Annotated in this window: 21 protein-coding genes; 13 read left to right on the forward strand and 8 right to left on the reverse strand. The window is 73.6% G+C overall.

Translation table 11 applies throughout. From position 1 onward, the window contains the following. The first annotated feature begins 21 nt into the window (after window positions 1-21). Complete coding sequence (locus FB388_RS12625; protein ID WP_142100586.1) at window positions 22-813, forward strand: SAM-dependent methyltransferase; 792 nt, start codon at window positions 22-24, stop codon at window positions 811-813. Between the two features lie 281 nt (window positions 814-1,094). Next, window positions 1,095-1,529, forward strand: coding sequence for an SRPBCC domain-containing protein (locus FB388_RS12630; protein WP_142100588.1), 435 nt, complete (start codon window positions 1,095-1,097; stop codon window positions 1,527-1,529). A 371-nt stretch (window positions 1,530-1,900) separates the two neighbouring features. Here FB388_RS12630 and FB388_RS12635 read toward each other — a convergent pair whose 3' ends face one another. The 7 genes from FB388_RS12635 to FB388_RS12665 form a co-directional block, all read right to left on the reverse strand. Then, window positions 1,901-2,149 carry a hypothetical protein gene (locus FB388_RS12635; RefSeq protein ID WP_142100590.1) on the reverse strand — a complete coding sequence of 83 codons (249 nt, stop codon included), beginning with the start codon at window positions 2,147-2,149 and terminating at the stop codon, window positions 1,901-1,903. Window positions 2,150-2,324: 175 nt separating this feature from the next. Continuing rightward, window positions 2,325-3,326, reverse strand: coding sequence for a methyltransferase (locus FB388_RS12640; RefSeq protein WP_142100592.1), 1,002 nt, complete (start codon window positions 3,324-3,326; stop codon window positions 2,325-2,327). Then, the gene (locus FB388_RS12645) at window positions 3,323-3,709 is read right to left on the reverse strand and encodes a VOC family protein (RefSeq protein WP_142100594.1); all 387 of its coding nucleotides are present in this window, start codon (window positions 3,707-3,709) and stop codon (window positions 3,323-3,325) included. Before FB388_RS12645 ends, FB388_RS12640 begins: the two co-directional genes overlap by 4 nt. A 54-nt stretch (window positions 3,710-3,763) precedes the next feature. Next, window positions 3,764-4,576 carry a helix-turn-helix domain-containing protein gene (locus FB388_RS12650; RefSeq protein ID WP_142100596.1) on the reverse strand — a complete coding sequence of 271 codons (813 nt, stop codon included), beginning with the start codon at window positions 4,574-4,576 and terminating at the stop codon, window positions 3,764-3,766. 141 nt (window positions 4,577-4,717) lie between these two features. Next, a complete protein-coding gene (locus FB388_RS12655) occupies window positions 4,718-5,836 on the reverse strand; it encodes a DUF3500 domain-containing protein (protein WP_211361877.1) in 1,119 nt (372 codons plus the stop codon). Between the two features lie 17 nt (window positions 5,837-5,853). Further along, window positions 5,854-6,096 (reverse strand): hypothetical protein, encoded by a 243-nt coding sequence (locus FB388_RS12660; RefSeq protein WP_142100598.1) that lies wholly within the window; start codon window positions 6,094-6,096, stop codon window positions 5,854-5,856. Window positions 6,097-6,130: 34 nt separating this feature from the next. Beyond that, window positions 6,131-8,455 (reverse strand): transglycosylase domain-containing protein, encoded by a 2,325-nt coding sequence (locus tag FB388_RS12665; RefSeq protein WP_246121874.1) that lies wholly within the window; start codon window positions 8,453-8,455, stop codon window positions 6,131-6,133. Between the two features lie 584 nt (window positions 8,456-9,039). Here FB388_RS12665 and FB388_RS12670 point away from each other — a divergent pair. The 11 genes from FB388_RS12670 to pdxS all read left to right on the forward strand — a co-directional run bounded on the left by FB388_RS12670 (window position 9,040) and on the right by pdxS (window position 19,512). Continuing rightward, window positions 9,040-9,675, forward strand: a complete 636-nt coding sequence (locus tag FB388_RS12670) for a hypothetical protein (RefSeq protein ID WP_142100600.1) — start codon at window positions 9,040-9,042, stop codon at window positions 9,673-9,675. Window positions 9,676-9,794: 119 nt separating this feature from the next. Further along, window positions 9,795-10,235: a hypothetical protein gene (locus FB388_RS12675; protein WP_142100602.1), complete on the forward strand. Its 441-nt coding sequence runs from the start codon at window positions 9,795-9,797 to the stop codon at window positions 10,233-10,235. 18 nt (window positions 10,236-10,253) lie between these two features. Then, complete coding sequence (locus FB388_RS12680) at window positions 10,254-10,859, forward strand: hypothetical protein (protein WP_142100605.1); 606 nt, start codon at window positions 10,254-10,256, stop codon at window positions 10,857-10,859. A 152-nt stretch (window positions 10,860-11,011) separates the two neighbouring features. Next, complete coding sequence (locus FB388_RS12685) at window positions 11,012-12,463, forward strand: hypothetical protein (protein ID WP_142100607.1); 1,452 nt, start codon at window positions 11,012-11,014, stop codon at window positions 12,461-12,463. 92 nt (window positions 12,464-12,555) lie between these two features. Beyond that, window positions 12,556-14,607, forward strand: a complete 2,052-nt coding sequence (gene thrS, locus FB388_RS12690; RefSeq protein WP_142100609.1) for a threonine--tRNA ligase — start codon at window positions 12,556-12,558, stop codon at window positions 14,605-14,607. 21 nt (window positions 14,608-14,628) lie between these two features. Continuing rightward, complete coding sequence (locus tag FB388_RS12695; protein ID WP_142100611.1) at window positions 14,629-15,192, forward strand: HIT family protein; 564 nt, start codon at window positions 14,629-14,631, stop codon at window positions 15,190-15,192. A 45-nt stretch (window positions 15,193-15,237) separates the two neighbouring features. Continuing rightward, window positions 15,238-15,915: a phosphatidylinositol phosphate synthase gene (gene pgsA / locus FB388_RS12700; RefSeq protein WP_142100613.1), complete on the forward strand. Its 678-nt coding sequence runs from the start codon at window positions 15,238-15,240 to the stop codon at window positions 15,913-15,915. Further along, window positions 15,912-16,814, forward strand: coding sequence for a phosphatidylinositol mannoside acyltransferase (locus FB388_RS12705; protein ID WP_142100615.1), 903 nt, complete (start codon window positions 15,912-15,914; stop codon window positions 16,812-16,814). The genes pgsA and FB388_RS12705 overlap by 4 nt, the downstream gene beginning before the upstream one ends. Before the next feature lie 8 nt (window positions 16,815-16,822). Beyond that, the gene (locus tag FB388_RS12710) at window positions 16,823-17,968 is read left to right on the forward strand and encodes a glycosyltransferase family 4 protein (RefSeq protein ID WP_142102994.1); all 1,146 of its coding nucleotides are present in this window, start codon (window positions 16,823-16,825) and stop codon (window positions 17,966-17,968) included. Next, complete coding sequence (locus FB388_RS12715; protein ID WP_246121876.1) at window positions 17,965-18,543, forward strand: NUDIX hydrolase; 579 nt, start codon at window positions 17,965-17,967, stop codon at window positions 18,541-18,543. Before FB388_RS12710 ends, FB388_RS12715 begins: the two co-directional genes overlap by 4 nt. A 45-nt stretch (window positions 18,544-18,588) precedes the next feature. Continuing rightward, window positions 18,589-19,512, forward strand: a complete 924-nt coding sequence (gene pdxS, locus FB388_RS12720; RefSeq protein WP_142100617.1) for a pyridoxal 5'-phosphate synthase lyase subunit PdxS — start codon at window positions 18,589-18,591, stop codon at window positions 19,510-19,512. A 10-nt stretch (window positions 19,513-19,522) separates the two neighbouring features. On the opposite strand, the gene FB388_RS12725 is transcribed toward pdxS, so the two are convergent. Beyond that, entirely contained in the window at window positions 19,523-19,876 is a 354-nt protein-coding gene (locus FB388_RS12725; protein WP_170225590.1) for a peptidase inhibitor family I36 protein, read from the reverse strand. Between the last annotated feature and the right edge of the window lie 227 nt (window positions 19,877-20,103).

The following is a 20,103-nucleotide window of genomic DNA, read 5'->3' on the forward strand; positions in this document are numbered from 1 at the left end:
GGGCTGGGCCATCATGGATGTGTGAAGCCCACGGAGATCGACCCCAGCGTGCCGCAGTCGGCGCGGATCTGGAACTACTGGCTTGGTGGCAAGGACAACTACGAGGCCGACCGTGCGGCAGGAGATGCCGTCCTGGCCCAGATCCCGGACATCGCCGATGGGGCTCGCGCCGAACGGGCGTTCCTGATCCGAGTCGTCCGGTATCTGGTCGCGGAGTGCGGTATCCGCCAGTTCCTCGATGTCGGCACCGGGTTGCCCACGTTGAACAACACCCACGAGGTGGCGCAGGCGACGGATCCGTCGTGCCGCGTCGTCTATGTCGACAACGACCCGCTCGTTATGGCGCACGCTCGCGCTCTGCTCAAGGGCACCCCGGAAGGTGCTACCGCCTACCTGCAGGCCGACCTGCGTGAGCCCGACGCGGTCCTCGACGCGGCGAAATCCACGTTGAGCTTTGATCAGCCGGTGGGGCTGATGCTGCTGGGCGTGGTGAACCACATCGTGGACGACGAGGAGGCGTACGGGAGTGTGGCGCGGCTGGTCTCGGCATTGGCCCCTGGCAGCATGATGGTGCTGACCCACTCCACCGCGGAGGTCCACGGGGAGCGGATGCTGCGGGTGATGCGGGAGACGACCGAACGGGGCGGCACTCCGATCCGGGCCCGCGACCGCGCCGAGATCGCCCGATTCTTCGACGGAATGGAGTTGCTGGAGCCAGGGGTGGTCTCCTGCTCACAGTGGCGGCCTGACGGGATCGACGTCGGCGAGACGCGGGAGGTCTACCTGTTCGGTGGAGTCGGTCGCATCGCCTAAGTGGCAGGCCCTCGCTGCCCGAAGCTCCAACTAGGGGGGCGGACTGCGCGAGTACGGCCGCGGCGCCACGTCGGAGCCCCTCCTACCGCCGATGGCGCGAGGGGTCATCGGTGTGCCCGAGGTCGATCTGCGGCCGTTGCGGTCGAGCGGTTCCCGGCGAGGAGCATCAGCCGGCTTTCGTCGCTCGTCGGGCAGAGCGAGGACCAGTAGGCCCTTCAGCGACCGCTGCCCGTTCGCACACCGGCAAGGAGACCACGTCTGTGCTGTCCGCTTCTCTATCGATGTCGACCACCATCGACGCGCCGCCGGCCGTCGTGTGGCGGGTCCTCACCGGCCTCAGCGACTACGGCTCCTGGAACCCTTACTACCCCCGAGCGGAGGGAGACCTGGCCGAGGGCGGCACGATCACCCTCCACGCGGCGCTGCCCGGGGGTAGGTCCGGCGTGGGCAGGTGCCGCATCCGCACTGTGTGCCCGCAAGAGGAGCTCCGGTGGACCTCGCATCTCTTCCTGCCCGGAATCATGGACGCCGACCACCGGTTCCGCCTGGTCCGTGTCGAGTCCGGTCGCACGCGGCTCGAGCAGGACGAGACGCTCCGAGGGTTGCTCATCCCGGTCGCCGGCAACATCGTCGCGCAGATCCGACAGGGCTGCGAGGCGATGGCGGAGGCGCTCCGGGCGCGCGCTGAGGAGATCCCGCCGGATGATCTCGGCTGATCGGCACCCGCCACCGGCCGAGGAACGGTGCGGACATGGCCGGGAGCGGAAGTCGCGCGGACGAGATCGGTGTTCGGGATGGTCCTGGTTTCCAGCTCGGGTCTCATGCCGAATGGGCGGCAACGAGCCTGATGGCTTCGAGGGCCGCCCGGTGCCGTCGCATGCGGCCTGAGCAGGGCGGTCGTGCCGGCGCGTCTTGGGACGTGACGTGCGCTCCCAGCCCGATCGCTCCGGGTTTGCTCCGCCAACCACACTGTGCTCGTGCGTCATCCGGGAGGCTCGGCTGGCCGACGAGGGCGCTGTTGGCCCGATCTCGGATGGATCACCGCGGGCGCGGCCGAGAAGCACCGTCCTGGCGCCGCGCCGATCGATCAGGACTCGGCTCGGTGCAGCGACCCCGCGAAGACCCGACCGGTCTTGCGGAAGTAGAACGTGTAGAGGCACGCACAGAGTGGCCAGGGCACCAGCAGCGGGAGGTAGTAGATACCGCCCATGCCTGCTGCCGTGGCTGTCCGTGGGTCCGAGCCGAACACGATGGTGCCCCCGGACAGCAACGGGACGTAGCACAGCAGGACCCACACCAGCGCGCCCAGCGTCATGATGACGGAGTTGACCAGCATCTCCTGCCACAGCGGGGCAGGCCTTACCCGCCCGCCACCGGAGGAAGCCGGCGAAGATGATCCCCTGGGCCAGGAAGTAGACGGCGAAGGGAATGAGGTAGGCGACGAAGGCCTCCCACCTCGCCGGCGACATCGGGGAGCGACGTGCAGATGGCACGCAGCCGCTCCAGCGGCGTCACGCCGGGACCGCCCGCATGACCGAGTAGGCCGAACCGGCTGCCGGGGTGACACCGGTGAGGCGCAGCCCGGCCGCGGTGAGCAGGTCGGTGAACTGCTCCTGCGTGCGCTCCCTCCCGCCGAGGCACACGAGCATGTTGAGGTCGCTCATCAGGAGCATGCGCTGGTCGCCGAGCACCTCCGGATCGTCCCGGAGCACCGGTTCCACCAGGTACAGCACCCCGTGGGCAGGCATCGCCTCCCGCGCTCGGGAGAGGATCGTGACGCTGCGCTCGTCGTCCCAGTCGTGGATCACGCTCTTCATGACGTACGCGTCCGCGGTGGGAACCGAGACGAAGAAGTCGCCGGTCACCACCTCGCACCGCTCGTCGACGATCGCCGTGGCTCCCGACGGCGAGTCGAAGAGGATCCCCCGCAGGTGCGGGTGCGCGTCGAGGAACGCGGCGAGCAGCGTGCCGTTGCCACCGCCGACGTCGGCGAGCGTGCTGACGCCGGTCAGGTCGCACGCGGCCACGATGCCCGCCGCGGCCATCCGCGTGCCCTCGGCCATCGCCTCGGTGAAGATCGCGTTCATCGTCGGGTCGTCGGCCATGTGGTCGAACGCGGAGCGGCCCGTGACCTTCTCGAAGGACGGCTCCCCGGTGCGGACGCTCCACTCCAGCTCACCCCACGCCCGCCAGACGGCGTCGCCGCAGAACAACTGGGCCAGGTTGCCGATGGAGCCGGGTACACCGGTGCGCAGCAGCTGCCCTCCGGGGGTGAGCGCGTAGGCGCCGTCCGGGGTCCGGGTCGTCAGGTCGAGGCCCGTGGCGGCGCGCAGGAGCCGGGCGAGCGCGTCGGGATGCGCGCCGGTGCGGGCCGCGAGCGCGTCCACGTCGAGGGAGCCCTCGCCGAGCGCGTCCGGCACACCCAGCCGTGCGAGGGTCTGCACCACCTGCGCCGGGAAGAACCCGAAGACCAGCCCGGCCACCCGTTCCCGCACGGCCGCGTCCACGGTCACGGCTTCACCTCCGGCCGGTAGCTGCCGACCGGCCAGACGTTGCCCTCCGGGTCGCGCACCGCGTACTCGCGCGAGCCGTACGGCTGGTCCACCAGCTCCTGCACGACCACGGCGCCCGCGGCGACGGCCCGGTCGTGATGGGCGTCGACGGCCTCGGCCGAGTCGAGGGCGAGGTAGACGACCGCACGTCCCGTGTCGAACGGGTCCGAGCCGCCGCGCCGCGTACCGACCATGACGACGCCGTCCCCGAAGCTCAGCTCCGCGTGCGCGACGGTGCCGTCGTCGGCGGTGGACAGGTGCTGCTCGACGAACCCGAGCGTCCCGGTCAGGTACGCGATCGCGGTGCGGGCGTCGTCGTAGCGGAGTGTCACGTAGATGCTCATGCGGCAGACGCTAGGAGCGAGCGGTGGGCGACGGCTTGGACGAATGGGAAGCGCTCAGCTCCACCCGGCCAGGAACTCCGTGGGGGTGCAGCCGCCGAGCGCGCGGAACTCCCGGACCAGGTGGGCGTGGTCGGCGTAGCCGCACGCGGCGGCGACGTCCGAGATCGATCGGGCCCCGCTCGCGGGATCGCCCGTGTAGACGCTCGCCGGGGCGAGCAGCCGGGCCGCGTGGTGGAACCGCAGCACCCGGGCCGTGGTCTTCGGGCCGAGGCCGACCTGCGTGCGGAAGCGGGTGAGCAGGTGGCGGCGGCTCCAACCGGTGTCCTCGGCCAGCTCCTGCACCCCGATGCGCCCCGCGCTGCGCCGGAGCTGCCGCCACGCCCACGCCACCTCCGGGTCGGGCCGGGCTGCACAGGCGTCGAGGCGGCGCAGCAGCGCCTCGTCGAGCAGGGCGAAGCGGCGCGGCCAGCCGGGGACCTCGGCCAGCCGCGCCGGGAGGCCGGCCAGCTCGGGCACGTCGAGCTCGGTGAGCTGCGGAGCGGTGTTGGTGAGCTCGGGCATCGGGCGGCCGAGCAGCGCGAAGACGCCGAGCGGGCCGAGGTCGACCTGCAGCCCGTGCTGGTGGCCGGTGAACTCGGTGAGCACGGGACCGTCGTGCATGCCGGCGAGGAACGACGCGGGCACGGATGGTCCGGCCGGCCCGAACAGCCGGATCGGCGGGCCGAGGCCGAGGATCAGGGTGCACGAGGCGCCGGGCACCTGCCGGCGGCGCACCGGCGTGCTGCTGTGCTCGCGGTAGCCCAGGTAGCGCACCACGAAGGGAGCCAGCGCGGGGTGCGGCCTCCCCAGGCAGTACTCCTGGTCCACGCGGCCAGGATAGGGGCGGGCAGCGGCTCGCCCACACCGCTCGCACACCGACTTCCGTGCTCGCACATCGACTGCAGTCGGTGTGTCGCGCCAGGAGTCGGTGTGTGACGGCCCCGGCCGTGTCGGCGTCCGGGCGAGCCGTCAGGAGTGGTGGGCCGCCCGGTGAGCCGCCAGTACGTCGCGGCCGAAGTCCGACTCGGGGTCGCGCCACACCGCGTGGGCGTGGTTGACGTTCCGCTGCGTGTTGTCCCACTCGACGAGCAGCCGCGGGCCCTGCAGCCGGTAGTAGTGCGGCTCCCCAGGAGCGGTGGAGCCGGCCCATGCGACGTGCACGGCGTCGATGGCGGCCGGGTCGTCGTAGCGGGGGAGCGGGGAGACCCCGGCCGGGACCCGGTCGAGGTAGGTGCCGAGCAGCGCCCGCAGCAGCTCGCGCTGCGCGGCGTCGAGCTCGGCGCCCGGCACGCCCTTCGGGTTCGGCGTGAGCGCAACCGCGCGCTGGTCGTCGCCGTCAAGGCCGGTGACGGGCGACACCGCGGCGGCGTCGGTGTACGGCCCGGGCCGGAACAGCTCGTCGCGCACGACGGCCCGATCGTCGACCCGCGGGCTGTTGCCGGCCACGATGTCGTCGGGGGCGCGGGAGAGCAGCACGGCGCGCGCGGCGAGCTCGGGGCGCAGGGATCGCACCAGCTCACGGGCCAGGTCCTCGGCCGCCCCGAGCGGCCGCAGCGCGGCACCGCCGAGGAGCGGCGAGGTGGCGGGGTCGGCGCCGAGGAAGCACGGGGTGGTCGCGGCGACGCGCCCGTCCACCACGAGGTTGTGCAGTGACACGTGGTGGCCGCCGAACCGCCATCCCCACGGCGCCCGCCCGCCCGGCTCGCCGAAGACCCGCAGGTAGTACATGCCCGGGTCGCGGCCCCGCTCCCGCCCGAAGCCGGCCGTGAAGCCCTCGGCGCGGTCGAGGACGTTCTCCAGGCCCAGCACGGTGGCGACGGTCGTGTACCCGGCCTCCGACAGGCCGCTCGCCACCAGCCGCATCACGAGCCGGTGCTGCGCCGGGCGCTGCTGGTGGAAGGTGAGGCCGCCGTGGTCGGTCGGCGTGTAGAACCAGCGCGTGCGCTCGGCCTCGGCCTCGTCGCCCCCGGGGGGAGGGCCGACCGCCAGCTCGCGCTGGGTCGGGTCGAGGGAGTCGAGCCACGCCGTGGCCGCCTCGGCCATCCGGTCCGCCACGTCGCGACCGGCGTCGGTCACCGCCTGTGCCATGGGATGACCTTAACCGCCTACACGGCCGGCATGGGTGGTCCGCCGAGCCCTCCCCGGGCCCGGCCGAGGCGGATCTCACACCGCACCGCCGTGGGGTCGAGGCCGGTGAGGTCGACGATCAGGGATCGGGCCGCGTCCTCGGCGTCCGGCATCGCCGATGCGGTGGTGGCTGCCTCGATCTCGGGCACGTAGAGCACGAGGTGCCGTTCCGAGAGCCAGGCCACCACCTCGAACGTCCGCTCGCCTGTGTGCGCGGCCACGTGACCACGGTAGTCGGCGAAAGCGCCGCCGTCGTCAGCCGCAAGGAGTGACCGAGCAGTCCTCGTCGGCGGCGCCTCCCACCCCCGGGTCGCCGAGGAACCCCGGCCGGTCGTGGTCGTCGGGTGTCGCGTCCGGCTCGTCCGGCGGTGGGCCGGGTTGCGAACCGGGGAGCGGCTCGGACGGCCGGCCGTCCAGCGGGGCGGGCGCCGGCTCGGACGTGGGTGGCGGCTCCTCGTTCGGCCCGAGCGGCGAAGGGGGTTCGCCGATGGGCCGGAACGGCGGGAACTCCTCGACCGGGGACCCCGAGAGGGCCCGGGACATGACCTTGTGCCACACGTCCCCGGGGAGGCTGCTGCCCCGGATCGGATTGCCGCGGGCGGTGCGGATGGGGGAGTTCATGTCGGTGCCCATCCACACCGCGGTGGCCAGCGACGGGGTGAACCCGGCCATCCACGCGTCGTTGTTCTCGCCCTCGAACCGCGACTGCACCGTGCCGGTCTTCGCCGCCACCGGGCGCTGCCCCGGCAGGGAGAGGTCGTCGTGCTCGGCGACCCCGAGCATCGCCTCGACCACGTTGCGCGCCACCCGCTCCGGGAAGCGGCGCTCGCCGTCCGTGGAGGCCTGGTAGAGCACCCGGTCGTCCGCGGTGACGACGGACGACACGAGGTGCGGCTGGCGCCACACCCCGCCGGCCGCGATCGTCGCGTACGCCGAGGCCAGCTCGAGCGCCGACACCTCCTTGTTGCCGAGCGCGATGCCCTCGGTCGGGTCGTCGAGCGGCGCGGTGATGCCGGCGGCGCGGGCCGCGGCGGCGACGGCGTCGGGTCCGACCTCCTTGGCGAGGCTGTGGAAGACGACGTTGTTCGACACGGTCATGGCCTGCTTGAGGTCGCACTCGTCGCAGTCGGCACCCTCGGCGTTGCGCAGCCCGGGTATCTCCCGGCCGTCGAAGACCTCGCCGAGGCCGACGGGCGGGTTGCGCATCAGCCCGGCGAGCACGACGAACGGCTTGAACGTCGACCCCGCCAGCTTGCGCACCTGCGCGTAGTCGAGGCCCAGCCCGTTGTCACCGCCGTAGTAGGCGAGGACGCCGCCGGTCCGCGGGTCGATGGCGACCACGGCGCTCCGCAGGTTCACCGGTTGCCCGTCCAGGGCGTCGTGGGCCGCCTCGACCGCCTGTTCCTGGCGGCGCGGGTCCACCGTCGTGGTGATCCGCAGGCCCTCCTGGGCGACGTCCTGCTCGGTGAAGCCGAGGTCCTCCAGCTCCGCGGTCACGGCGCTGACGATGTGGCCGCGGCTGTCGGTCGGCACGCCCCGGGCGAGCGAACGGCGGGCGTCGCTCTGCGGGAAGTGGGCGGCGGCGCGGTCGGCCGGGGTGAGCCAGCCCTGCGAGACCATCCCGTCCAGCACGAAGTTCCACCGCTCGACGGCCCGGTCGGGGCTCACGGCCGGGTCCCACCGGGACGGCGACTGGATCAGCCCGGCGAGCAGCGCGCCCTCGGTCGGGGTGAGCTCCTGGACGTCCTTGTCGAAGTAGGCCTGGGCGGCGGACTGGATACCGTAGGCGCCGCGGCCGAAGTAGATCGTGTTCAGGTAGTCGGCGAGGATCTCGTCCTTCGTGCGCTCCTGGGAGATCTTGACCGCGAGGACGACCTCCTTGTACTTGCGCCACAGCGTCTGCTCGTCACCTACCAGCGCCTTCTTGACGAACTGCTGGGTGATCGTCGAGCCGCCGCCCTCGCCGCCGCGCAGCTGGTTCCAGGCCGCCCGCATGATGCCGACGACGTCGAAGCCGGGGTTGGAGTAGAACGAGCGGTCCTCCGCCGCGAGCACGGCGTGACGCACGTGCGGCGGCACCTGGTCGATCGGCACCTTCGTCCGGTTGCCCTCCTCGGGGACGAGCCGGGTGAGCGGGCTCCCGTCGGCGAACGAGACGACCGTGACCTGGTTGTTCACCGCCTCGTCCGGGTTCGGGACGGAGAAGGCCAGGTAGCCGGCGGCGAAGGCGAGCACCGGTCCCAGCACGGCCGCCGCCGCGGTCCCGAGCAGCACGCGCTGCAGCAGCCGCACCCGGTGGGCGCCGGGGGAGGACCGCGCGGCGCGGGCGGGCGCGTCGACGACCGGGAGGACGTCCGTGACCTCCGGTGCGCGGTGGCGGGCCGTGTCCTCCCCGGTGCGGGCCGGTGGCTGTCCCGCCGCCCCCGCGCGCTGCGGCCTGTTCCGATGCGGCTTCGGGGGCTGCCACCAGCCGACACCCGAAGGGTGGGCACCCCGCCGCGACCGCTGGACCGGCAACACCGCCCGCCGCGCCCCGGGGCCCGCCGAGCGGGTGGGGCGTCTCGGGTGGGCTCCGTGCACGCGTCCCACCTCCCTCGACCGCGCCTCCCCGCCCGGGCCGCGGGGGGACGTGAGGTCCAACGTGCGCTCCCGCGTGGGCGGTGTGGCGGCGAACCTGACATCACCCGATGGGCGTGCAGGGCGTGATCTCGACCCGGCTCAGGGCGACGATTCCGGCACGCTGCGTGATCGACCGTCCGTCGGACGGCCGCATCCCGAAGCCTCGGCCCGTGGGTTGCCGGGCTCGCGCGGCACCGCTCCGGTCCCGTCCGACGGTCCGCCGGCCCCCTTGGCCCCGGTCGCCGCCGTGCTGCGCCGACCGGCCGTGCAGCGACTGTGCCGAGTGGCGTCGGCATTCGTCCGCAAGGCGCATCCGGAATTGCGGTGAACGCCTCCGGGGGTCAGGTCTGAAAGGGTGGGCGGATGGTGCCGGGAGAAGGTGTGGCAATATTTCCGGCCCTCGGAAGGAATAGCGCTTGACGACGATCGGTGATGCACTCCAGGAACTGCTCCGGCTACCTGGAGCGCGGTACTCCTGCCTCGTCGATCCCGCCACCGGACAAATGATCGGTGAGCCGGTCGGTGATCCCACTGTCGTGCCGACGGTGCTGCTCGCTTGGGGCGGCGGCGCAGCCCGCTACCTCGCCGAGGTCGAGGCCGACGAGCTCGACGACCTGATCGTCACGTCCCGGCGCAGCTACCACCTCGTGCGGCAGATCGGCGCCCTCGTGTCCGGCGGGCTGCTGATCTACCTCTGCCTCGACCGCGCACACGGGAACCTCGCCGCCGCCCGTCGCGAGCTCGGCTCGACCCGCCTGCGCGAACGGCTCCTGGCCGCGGCGAACCCGCTCCGGTCCCGTTCCGTGCAATCGGAACAGCGGGCTCTACCTGCAGGTTTGCCGACCCGTGGGCCTGGGCAGGCGACCGGACGTGCGGCGCCGCCCTCCGCCCTGCCTGCTCCGATGTCCCCGATCGGGCCGGCGCCGGCCACGCCTGTTTCGTCACTGTCGGTAGCGGCTCCGGTGCTCGCCGCGCAGTCCGAGCCCGTCGTGCCGATGCCGCGCGCGGCCCCGGCCGCGCTCCCGCGGCGGGCGGCAGCACCACTGCCGCCACCGCAGCCCGTGCCGGAGGTCCGGGGGTCGCCCACGCCGTCACCCGGGATGCCCGGCAACGGCGTGACGTGGAGGAACGACGCCGAGGTCCTCCGCCGGCTGCTCGCCGCACTGCGGCGCAAGACGTAGATCGAAAATGCGCTGTACGCGAAAGGATCAGTAATGAGCGCACCCGTCCAATGGCGTTGCGGGTGCCGCGGCTAGGCTCGAATTCCCCGGGTTCCGGAACTGTGCTGGAGGAGTGCACGATGAGTAATTTCGACCTGACGCTCGACATGGCGGGAAACATCAAGGGGGCGTTCGCAGTGGCGATCGTCGACTACGAGAGCGGGATGACCCTCGGCTCCCGCGGCGGCAGCCCCGAGTTCGACCTCGAGGTCGCCGCACCCGGCAACAGCGACGTGGTGCGGACCAAGCTCGAGGTGATGCAGAAGCTGGGCCTGCGCGAGACGATCGAGGACATCCTGATCACCCTCGACACCCAGTACCACCTGATCCGCCCGGTCCGCGGCAGCGCCGACGAGAAGCTGTTCTTCTACCTGGTGCTCAACCGGGCGCAGGCCAACCTCGCCATGGCCCGCCGCGACCTGAAGTTGATCGAGCAGCAGCTGTTCATGGGCAACATCGCCGCCCCGCGGCCCCCGGCCGACGGCCAGGCCTTCTTCCCGGCGAACACCGCCCACCGCTGATCGGGGCGCGGGGTGGCCGTGGGACGACACAGGCACGCGGTCACCGTCCGCGCCGACGGGCTCGCGACCGTCCTCGGCCCGCTCCTGCGTGACCCGTGGGTGCGGGCCGCGGCGCTCGTGGACGTCGGCAGCGGCATGGTGCTCGACAGCTGGAGCCGCGGCGAAACCGGCGACCCCGAGCTCGTGAGCGCCGCCGCGGCCGAGCTGGTGCGCGTCGCCGTCGGGATGCTCGGTTCGGCCGAGCCGGAGGTCGTGGTGCGCCTGGGCAGCTCGTGGCACCACCTGGTGCGGGCCGTCCCCGACCCGCGCGGCGGCCCGCTCGCACTGTCGGTGGTCGTCCAGGGGTCCCAGCGCGCGGTCGAACGCACTCGGCGGCGCCTGGGCCGGGTGCCCGTCGCCGCGCTGTGCGCCGGGCCCGGGTTGAGCCGCCGGCCCGTCGACGGCATGTGGGTGCTGCCGACCGCGCCGCCGCCGCCCGCCTCCGCGGCGCGGCTGAGCAGGGCCCGGCTGGAACCGCCGCCGCTACCGGTGTTCCCCGCGGCCCCGGCGCGTTCTGCGCCCCCCGTGACCCCGGCGCGTCCTGCGCCGCCAGCGGCGCTGCCGCCCGGGCGCCGGGTGCCGTGACGCTCGTGGGCGTGCGGGAGGACGAGGCGGTGGCCGGTCGACGCAGTGCCGGTCGAAGCACTGCCGGTCGGGGCAGTGCCGGTCGGCGCAGTGGCTGCGCCGCCGACCGGGTGGACCTGCGTTGCTCCACCGCGTCGCGGGATGCTGCGCGGATGCTCCCCGCTCCCCGTGCCCCCCGCGCTCCCGAGGCGGTGCCCCCCGATCCGCCGCCTGCCCCGCCCCCCGAACCGCCGCTCGAGTCCCAGCTCACCGGGCTGCTGCGGTCCGCGGGGGCGCAGGCTGTCCACGCCGTCCACCGTGGGCGTGGGGACGTCCTCGTCGAGGTCGGCCTCGCCGACGGCGACGACGTCGCCGCACTCGTGCAGCTCGCCCGCGCCGCCACGGCCCTCGGCCGGGGACGTGGCGAGTGGGTGGAGGACGTCGTAGTGACCCTCGGGCGCACGGTCCACGTGCTCCGCGAGTGCGACGACGTGGTGCTGCACGCGCGCCTCGACCCGTCCCGAGGGGACGTCGCCGCCGTGCGGCGCGCACTCGCCGCGGGCGGCGTCGCACGGGCCGCTGCGGCGGCCGGGCACCCTGCGGCCAAGCACGCAGCCGCGGCCGACGGCGCGCCGCCCGAGCCGGCCCCGCCCACGCCGGCCCCGCCCAAGCCGGCCCCGCCCAAGCACGCGCCGCCGAAGCCGGCTCCACCCCAGCCGGCCCCGCCCATGCCTGCCCCGCCCAAGCCGGTTCCACCCAAGCCGGCCGGGCCCAAGCACGCGCCGCCGGATGCGGCCCCGCCCGGCGGGCGCGGAGGCGCCGCGCGTCCGCGCCCCGCGGGCGGGAACGTCTGGCCGTACACCGTTCCCGAGCGGTCGCCGGCCGCGCCGGACCGGCAACCCGCGCGCCCCGCCGGACCCCGACCGGTCGATGCGACTGGTGGGCCACCCGCGCCGGGACCCTCCCCGACCGCCATGTCCACGGCACCGGCGATGCCGAGCGTCGCACCCCGGCCCCGATCCGACGTGCCGCGCCCGCTCGCCAGCATGCCCGGGCCGTCCCGCCCCCAGCAGGCCCGCCCGGCGGCACCGCAACAGGTGTCCCAGCCGGCACCGCAACAGGTCCCCCAACAGGTGTCCCAGCCGGTGCGCCAGCAGGCGTCCCAGCCGGCCCCGCCGCAATCGGCCCAGCCGCAATCGGCCCAGCCGCTGCCCCAACAGGTGTCGCAGCCGGTGCGCCAGCAGGTGCCGCCGGTGCCCCAGCAGGCGTCCCAGCCGGTTCCGTTGAAGGTGGCGCCGCCGAGTCCCCGGCCGTCGCCCCAGCCCAGACCGGAGCGGCTGCCGGAGCCGCCGCGCGTTCCGTTGCCGCGGCACGCGCTCCGGCCGGGTCCGGACGGCCGGGATCCGGCGCTCGTCGCGGTCGACGGCGACGCGTCGCTTACCGCGTCGGGTGCGCTCGCCGTGCTCGCGTTGCCGCCGGTGGCCGGGCTGCCGCGGCGCCGGCCCGGCGCGCCGGCGGGGCCGTACCTGCGGGCGATCGTGACGCCCCCGGTGCTGCGGCAGCCATGGGCGTCGGACGTCGACACGATGCAGCGGTTGCTCGCCCGGCTCAACGGCATGGGTTAGCACCCGCTGCCGGAAACCGCCTGGCCTCCGGTGGCTAGCATCGATGGACCGCGGGCGGTCGCGCCCGAGCCCGAAACCACTGGAGGTCTCCCGTGTCCGCGCCCGCATCCCGTCCCGCGTCCGCCCCTGTCCGGGTGCCGGCCGGGACGACGGCCGGCGCCGCGGTACGGGAGGTCGGCCTGCCCACCACCGGGCCGAACGCCGTCGTCGTCGTGCGCGACTCCGCCGGGCAGCTGCGCGACCTCGCATGGGCGCCCGAGTCCGACGTCGAGGTCGAGGCGGTGGCCGCCGACACCGACGAGGGTCGCAGCGTCATCCGGCACTCGGCAGCGCACGTGCTCGCGCAGGCCGTGCAGCAGCTGCACCCGGAGGCGAAGCTCGGCATCGGGCCGCCGATCACCGACGGCTTCTACTACGACTTCGACGTCGAGAAGCCGTTCACCCCGGACGACCTGGGCAAGCTCGAGTCGGCCATGAAGAAGATCATCAAGGCCGGCCAGCGGTTCTCCCGCCGCCGCTTCGACTCGCGCGACGACGCCCGCAAGGAGCTCGCCGACGAGCCGTACAAGCTGGAGCTGATCGACCTCAAGGGAGCTCCCGGCGAGGACGTGGTGGAGGTCGACTCCTCGGGCGAGCTCACCATCTACGACAACCTGCACGCCCACACCGGCGAGACGGTCTGGTCGGACCTGTGCCGCGGCCCGCACGTGCCCACCACCCGCTTCATCCCGGCGTTCAAGCTGATGCGCAGCGCGGCGGCGTACTGGCGGGGCGACGAGAAGAACCCGCAGCTGCAGCGCATCTACGGGACCGCGTGGGAGAGCCAGGAGGCCCTCGACGCGCACCTGGAGCGGATCGCGGAGGCCGAGCGGCGCGACCACCGCCGCCTCGGCGCCGAGCTGGACCTGTTCTCCTTCCCCGACGAGATCGGGTCCGGCCTGCCGGTGTTCCACCCCAAGGGCGGGGTGATCCGCAAGGAGCTGGAGGACTACTCGCGGCGGCGCCACGAGGAGGCGGGCTACGAGTTCGTCAACACCCCGCACATCACCAAGGCGCAGCTGTTCGAGACCTCGGGGCACCTGTCCTGGTACCGCGAGGGCATGTACCCGGCGATGCACCTCGACGAGGAGCTGAACGCCGACGGCAGCGTGCGCAAGCCCGGCCAGGACTACTACCTGAAGCCGATGAACTGCCCGATGCACAACCTGATCTACCGTGCGCGCGGGCGCAGCTACCGGGAGCTGCCGCTGCGGCTGTTCGAGTTCGGCAGCGTGTACCGGTACGAGAAGTCGGGTGTGGTGCACGGGCTCACCCGGGCCCGCGGCTTCACCCAGGACGACGCCCACATCTACTGCACCCAGGAGCAGATGCAGGGCGAGATCCGGTCGCTGCTGCAGTTCGTGCTCGACCTGCTGCGCGACTACGGCCTCGACGACTTCTACCTGGAGCTGTCCACGAGGGACCCGGAGAAGTCGATCGGGTCGGACGAGGACTGGGAGCGCGCCACCGACGCGCTGCGCGAGGCCGCCGAGGCCAGTGGCCTCGACCTGGTGCTCGACCCGGGCGGCGCCGCCTTCTACGCCCCGAAGATCAGCGTGCAGGCCAAGGACGCGATCGGGCGCAGCTGGCAGATGTCCACCATCCAGGTCGACCTGATGGAGCCGGGGCTGTTCGACCTGGAGTACACCGCGGCCGACGGGTCCCGCCAGCAGCCCGTCATGATCCACCGCGCGCTCTTCGGTTCCATCGAGCGCTTCTTCGGGGTGCTCACCGAGCACTACGCGGGTGCGTTCCCGGCCTGGCTCGCCCCGGTGCAGGTCGTGGCCATCCCGGTCACGGACGAGCAGGTGCCCTACGTCGAGGACGTCGCCCGGCAGCTGCGCGGCCACGGGATCCGCGTCGAGGTGGACGCCAGCGACGACCGGATGCAGAAGAAGATCCGCACCCACACCCTGCAGAAGGTGCCGTTCATGCTGCTGGTGGGTGGCCGGGACGCCGAGGCCGGTGCGGTGAGCTTCCGCTTCCGCGACGGCACCCAGCTCAACGGGCTGCCCGTCGCCGACGCCGTCGCCACGGTCGCCGACTGGATCCGCAGCCGAACCAACGTCTCGCCGAACGCGGACGTCTTCGCCGCGGCACCCTGAGCGGCTCCCTAGGATCGGTGCATGAGCGAGTCGGGCGAGCCGGCGTACGAGGCGCGCGACGGCGTCGGCACGCCCGACGGGTTCCGCAGGCTCTGGACCCCGCACCGGCTGGCCTACATCAAGGAGGCCGGTGCGGAGGGCTGCCCGTTCTGCCGCATCCCGCAGCTGCCGGACGAGGAGGGTCTCGTCGTGGCCCGCGGCGACACGGTGTACGCGGTGCTGAACCTGCACCCGTACAACCCGGGGCACCTCATGGTGCTGCCGTACCGGCACGTCGCCGAACTGGAGGACCTCGAGCCCGCGGAGGCGAGCGAGCTCATGACTTTCACCCAGGCGGCGGTGCGGGCCATGAAGCGGGTCGCGGAGCCGCACGCGTTCAACGTGGGCCTCAACCTGGGCACGGTCGCGGGGGGCTCGCTCGCCGAGCACCTGCACCAGCACGTCGTGCCGCGCTGGGGTGGTGACGCCAACTTCATCGCGGTGATCGGGCAGACGAAGGTGATCCCGCAGCTGCTGTCGGAGACGCGGTCACTGCTGGCTGAAGCCTGGCCGGCGCCGGACCGGCCTTCGGGCGAGCGGCAGTAGGCTTGTCGGGTTAGAGGCGCCGGCCCGGCGAACAAGCAGGAGTCCATGCTCAACGTCTTCGCCCGCGTGCAGGTCAACCGCGTGACCGAGCCCGTAGGCCGCTGGCTGGTAGCGCGGGGGGTCTCACCCGACGTGGTCACCGTGGTGGGCACGGTCGGGTCGGTGGCCGCGGCGCTGTGGTTCCTCCCGCGGAACGGGCTGTTCGTCGGCGCCGTCGTGGTCACGCTGTTCGTGCTGCTCGACCTCGTCGACGGGGCCATGGCCCGCGCCCGCGGTTACAGCACGCCGTTCGGGGCCGTGCTCGACTCCACCTGCGACCGCGTCGCCGACGGCGCCCTGTTCGCCGGGCTCACCTGGTGGTGCCTCGGTGCCGGCGAGGAGCGGGTGCTCGGCGTGGCGGCGCTGCTGTGCCTCGTGTCCGGCCAGCTCGTGTCCTACATCAAGGCCAGGGCCGAGGGCGCGGGGCTCTCGGCCGACGGTGGCCTCGTCGAGCGCGCGGAGCGGTTGATCGTCGCGCTGGTCGGCACCGGGCTGCACGGCCTCGGGGTGCCCTACGCGCTGCACGTCGCGCTGTGGCTGCTCGCGGCCGCGTCGGTGTGGACGGTGGGGCAGCGGATCGTGGCGGTGTACCGCAGCGCGCAGGAGGCGCAGGCAGGCCCCGTCCCTCCCGGTCCCGTCCCACCCGGCTCCGTCCCACCGCCCGACCCGGCTCAGAACCCGTGAGCGAACGGCTGGCCGACGTCCGCTACGCGCTGGCGTGGCGGCTGGCGCGGGCCCTTCCGGCCGGTGTCACGGCGCGCGCCTTCCGGCTCGCGGCCGACCTGGCGGCGCTGTCGGGCACCGGACCGGCCGCGGGGCTGCGGCGCAACCTCGCGCGCGTCGCGCCGCAGGCCTCGCCCGCGGAGCTGGACGCGTTGGTGCGGGAGGGCCTGCGCAGCTACGCCCGGTACTGGTGCGAGATGTTCCGCCTGCGGCCGGGGGACGCCCCGGCCGTGCACGCCGTGATGGACCGCGGGATGAGCGGCACGGCACCGTTCTACGCGGCCCTCGAGGAGGGCCGCGGGGTGGTGTTCGCGGTGCCGCACAGCGGCAACTGGGACGCCGCGGGCGTCTGGGTGGTGGAGACGCTGCGCCGGCTCGGCCACGAGCCCGCGTTCACCACGATGGCGCAGCGGCTGCGGCCGGAGTCGCTCTACCGCCGGTTCCTGGCCTACCGGCAGGCACTCGGGTTCGAGGTGGTGGCCGCGGAGGCCGGCATCGCCGCGCACCGGGCCCTGACCAGTCGGCTGCGGGCGGGCGGTGTGGTCTGCCTCGTCGCCGACCGGGATCTCGCGGGCTCCGGGATCGAGGTCTCGTTCTTCGGCGAGCCGGCGCGGTTCCCAGCCGGCCCGGCCCGGCTCGCGGCCCTCACCGGGGCGGTGCTCATGCCGGCCTACCCGCACTTCGGCCCCGACGGTTGGGTGGTGCCGATCGCCGACCCGGTCCCGGTGGACCGCACGCCGGAGTCGGTGGCGAAGGCCACGCAGGCGATCGCCGACGCCTTCGCGTGCCTCATCGCGCGGGCGCCGCAGGACTGGCACGCGCTGCAGCCCCTGTGGACGGCCGACCTGGAGGCACCGTGACCACCGGGCTGCGGATCGGGATCGTCTGCCCGTACTCGCTCGACGTCCCCGGCGGCGTGCAGGCGCACGTCGTGGGGCTCGCCGCGGCGTTGGAGCGGCTCGGGCACACGGTGAGCGTGCTCGCGCCCGCCGCGGTGGGCACGCCGGTGCCGGGGTTCGTCACGCCGGCCGGCCGGTCGCTCGGCGTGCCCTACAACGGTTCCGTCGCGCGGGTGACGTTCGGCCCGCTCACCTACGCCCGGGCGCGGCGCTGGCTCGCCGAGCACACCTTCGACGTGCTGCACCTGCACGAGCCGACGACGATCAGCGTCTCCGTGCTCGCGCTGCTCGCGGCCGAGGGGCCGATCGTCGCGACGTTCCACACGGCCATGGAGCGGTCGCGGACCCTCGCCGCGTTCGGTGGGGTGCTGCGCCCGCTGATGGAGAAGGTCACCGCGCGGATCGCCGTGTCGCCGCTCGCCCGGCGGGTGCAGGTCGAGCACCTCGGTGGGGACGCCGTCGAGATCCCCAACGGCGTCGACGTGGAGGCGTTCGCACAGGCGCGGCCACTGCCGGGATACCCCCGGCCGGGCACGGTCGGGTTCCTCGGCCGGTTCGACGAGGCCCGCAAGGGCATGCCGGTGCTGCTGGACGCCGTGCGCCTGCTCGCCCCGGCCCGCCCGGACCTGCGAGTGCTGGTGGCCGGCAACGGGGACGCGGCGGCGCTGCGCCGCCTCGCCGGGCCCGTGGCCGACCGGCTCGACGTGCTGGGCCCCGTCGACGAGCCCACCAAGGCCGCCGTGCTCCGCTCGGTGGACGTGTTCTGCGCGCCCAACACCGGAGGGGAGAGCTTCGGGATCGTCCTCACCGAGGCCCTCGCCGCGGGGGCACCGGTGCTGGCCGCCGACCTCGACGCCTTCCGCGCCGTCTTGGGAGACGCGGCCCCGGGGGAGGAGCCGGCGGGCGTGCTGTTCCCGGCCGGTGACGCGGCCGCCCTCGCCGACCGGCTCGGGGAGCTGCTCGACGAGCCGGCCCGCCGGGCGGCCATCGGGGCCGCAGGCCGCGTACGGGCCCGCGACTTCGCGTGGCCTTCCGTGGCCGCCGCGGTGGTGCAGGTGTACCGGGCAGCGATCGCGGCCGACCCGCGCCGCGTGGCGGCGCAGGGGGTCCGATGACGTCAGCGGTCTGGGTCGTCGTCGCCTTCGCCGCCGTCGTGCTGGTGGCGGTCGGGGCGCTGGTCGCCTCGCGGGTGCGCAGGCTGGACCGGCTCCACGTGCGCACCGACGCGGCGCGCGCCGGACTGGAGTCGGCCTGCGAGCGCCGGGCCGCCACCGCGCTCTCCGTGGCGCAGGTGCTCGCGCGGATACCGGCCGAGCGGAACCGTGCGGAAGGCCTGCGGACGGCCGTCGCCGGGGCGCGGGCGGCGCGCATCACCGGCGGCGACCGCGAGGGCGCGGAGAACGTCCTCGGCCGCGAGCTGGCATCCGTGCCCAGGGCGCTGTTGCCGGATCCACTGCTCGCGGACCTGGTGGACGCCGAGCAGCTGCTCGCCCTCGCCCGGCGGGTGCACAACGACGCCGTCCGCGACACCCGGGAGCTGCGCTCCCGGCGACTCGTGCGCCTGCTGCACCTCGCGGGCACGGCGCCCGTGCCCGAGTACTTCGAGATCGCCGATCCCGGCTCCGGTGTGAGCGTCCGCACGAGGCGCGCCGCCGCCCCCGCACGGCCTCCGGTGGCACCTCCGACCTGACGTACCATCGGGTGAATCGCCAGCAGAACCGAGAGGTAGACGGCCTTGTCCTCCCCCGAAACGCCCACCACCGCCCCCACCGCCGCGCCGGCGCTGGGAACCGCCCGCGTCAAGCGCGGGATGGCGGAGATGCTCAAGGGCGGCGTGATCATGGATGTGGTCACCCCGGAGCAGGCGAAGATCGCCGAGGACGCCGGCGCCGTCGCCGTCATGGCGCTGGAGCGGGTCCCCGCCGACATCCGCGCGCAGGGCGGCGTGGCCCGGATGAGCGACCCCGACATGATCGAGGGCATCATTGGCGCCGTCTCGATCCCGGTGATGGCGAAGGCCCGCATCGGCCACTTCGTCGAGGCGCAGGTGCTGCAGTCGCTCGGCGTCGACTACGTCGACGAGTCCGAGGTGCTCACCCCCGCCGACGAGGCCCACCACATCGACAAGTGGGCCTTCACCGTGCCGTTCGTCTGCGGTGCCACCAACCTCGGCGAGGCCCTGCGCCGCATCTCCGAGGGCGCCGCCATGATCCGCTCGAAGGGCGAGGCCGGCACCGGCAACGTCGTCGAGGCCACCCGGCACATGCGCTCCATCCGCTCGGAGATCCGCAAGCTCGCCGCGCTGGACGAGGCCGAGCTGTACGTCGCCGCGAAGGAGCTGCGCGCCCCGTACGAGCTGGTGGCCGAGGTTGCCAAGGCGGGCAAGCTGCCGGTCGTGCTGTTCACCGCGGGCGGCATCGCCACCCCCGCCGACGCCGCGATGATGATGCAGCTGGGCGCCGAGGGCGTGTTCGTGGGCTCGGGCATCTTCAAGTCCGGCGACCCGGCCAAGCGCGCGGAGGCCATCGTCAAGGCCACCACGTTCCACGACGACCCCGACGTGATCGCCAAGGTCTCCCGGGGGCTCGGCGAGGCGATGGTGGGCATCAACGTCACCGAGCTCCCCGAGGAACAGCGCTACGCCACCCGCGGGTGGTGAGCGCCGGCCGTCAGCCGCCGGAGCGGCAGGACACGCAGGCGAACTCGAACGCCACCGCGTTGAACCCGATGTCCCGGTTCGAGCTGCGGTAGGTCACGGGGTGGGACCGCCCGCCGCACAGGGGCGTCTCGCGGAAGTGGCCCTCGAGGTTCGTGTTGTTCACGTACGACCGTGCTCCTCCGGAGATCTGATGGCACCACGGGGTCTCGAAGATGACGTTCTTGCTCCCGCCGAAGCCAGCCGCTGACCAGGCGCAGAACTCCCTGGATCCGCACGCCTGCTGTGCCGACTGCGGCGACGCGGAGGCGGCGGTCGGCACCAGGAACGCGAAAACCATGGAGAGCGCGAACGTCGCTGCCGTCATCGCGGCACGGTGTCGCCCGGTCCTGGGTCGCCCGGTCCTGGGTCGCCGGGTTCTGAACCGCCGGGCCGTCTGTCCAGCCGTCTGCCGTGCCATCTGTCGAGTCCCCCTCGGATCGGCCGTGTACCGAATAGTCGATCTTAGCTTGCAAGATCAACTGGCCGTGATCCGCCGTTACGCCCGGTTCGCTCGATCCGGTCGAACGCGCCCCCCGGTGCGGTGACACGTCC

Origin of the sequence: Pseudonocardia cypriaca (assembly GCF_006717045.1) — a bacterium.
GTDB classification, from domain to species: domain Bacteria; phylum Actinomycetota; class Actinomycetes; order Mycobacteriales; family Pseudonocardiaceae; genus Pseudonocardia; species Pseudonocardia cypriaca.

What these genes read in the sequence shown, in the direction of transcription:
- FB388_RS12725 (WP_170225590.1), bottom strand. Translation starts at nt 19,876, where the DNA reads ATGACGGCAGCGACGTTCGCGCTCTCCATGGTTTTCGCGTTCCTGGTG.
- FB388_RS12715 (WP_246121876.1), top strand. Translation starts at nt 17,965, where the DNA reads ATGACGTCAGCGGTCTGGGTCGTCGTCGCCTTCGCCGCCGTCGTGCTG.
- FB388_RS12695 (WP_142100611.1), top strand. Translation starts at nt 14,629, where the DNA reads ATGAGCGAGTCGGGCGAGCCGGCGTACGAGGCGCGCGACGGCGTCGGC.
- FB388_RS12630 (WP_142100588.1), top strand. Translation starts at nt 1,095, where the DNA reads ATGTCGACCACCATCGACGCGCCGCCGGCCGTCGTGTGGCGGGTCCTC.
- FB388_RS12685 (WP_142100607.1), top strand. Translation starts at nt 11,012, where the DNA reads ATGCTCCCCGCTCCCCGTGCCCCCCGCGCTCCCGAGGCGGTGCCCCCC.
- FB388_RS12645 (WP_142100594.1), bottom strand. Translation starts at nt 3,709, where the DNA reads ATGAGCATCTACGTGACACTCCGCTACGACGACGCCCGCACCGCGATC.
- FB388_RS12635 (WP_142100590.1), bottom strand. Translation starts at nt 2,149, where the DNA reads ATGCTGGTCAACTCCGTCATCATGACGCTGGGCGCGCTGGTGTGGGTC.
- FB388_RS12675 (WP_142100602.1), top strand. Translation starts at nt 9,795, where the DNA reads ATGAGTAATTTCGACCTGACGCTCGACATGGCGGGAAACATCAAGGGG.
- FB388_RS12655 (WP_211361877.1), bottom strand. Translation starts at nt 5,836, where the DNA reads ATGGCACAGGCGGTGACCGACGCCGGTCGCGACGTGGCGGACCGGATG.
- pgsA (WP_142100613.1), top strand. Translation starts at nt 15,238, where the DNA reads ATGCTCAACGTCTTCGCCCGCGTGCAGGTCAACCGCGTGACCGAGCCC.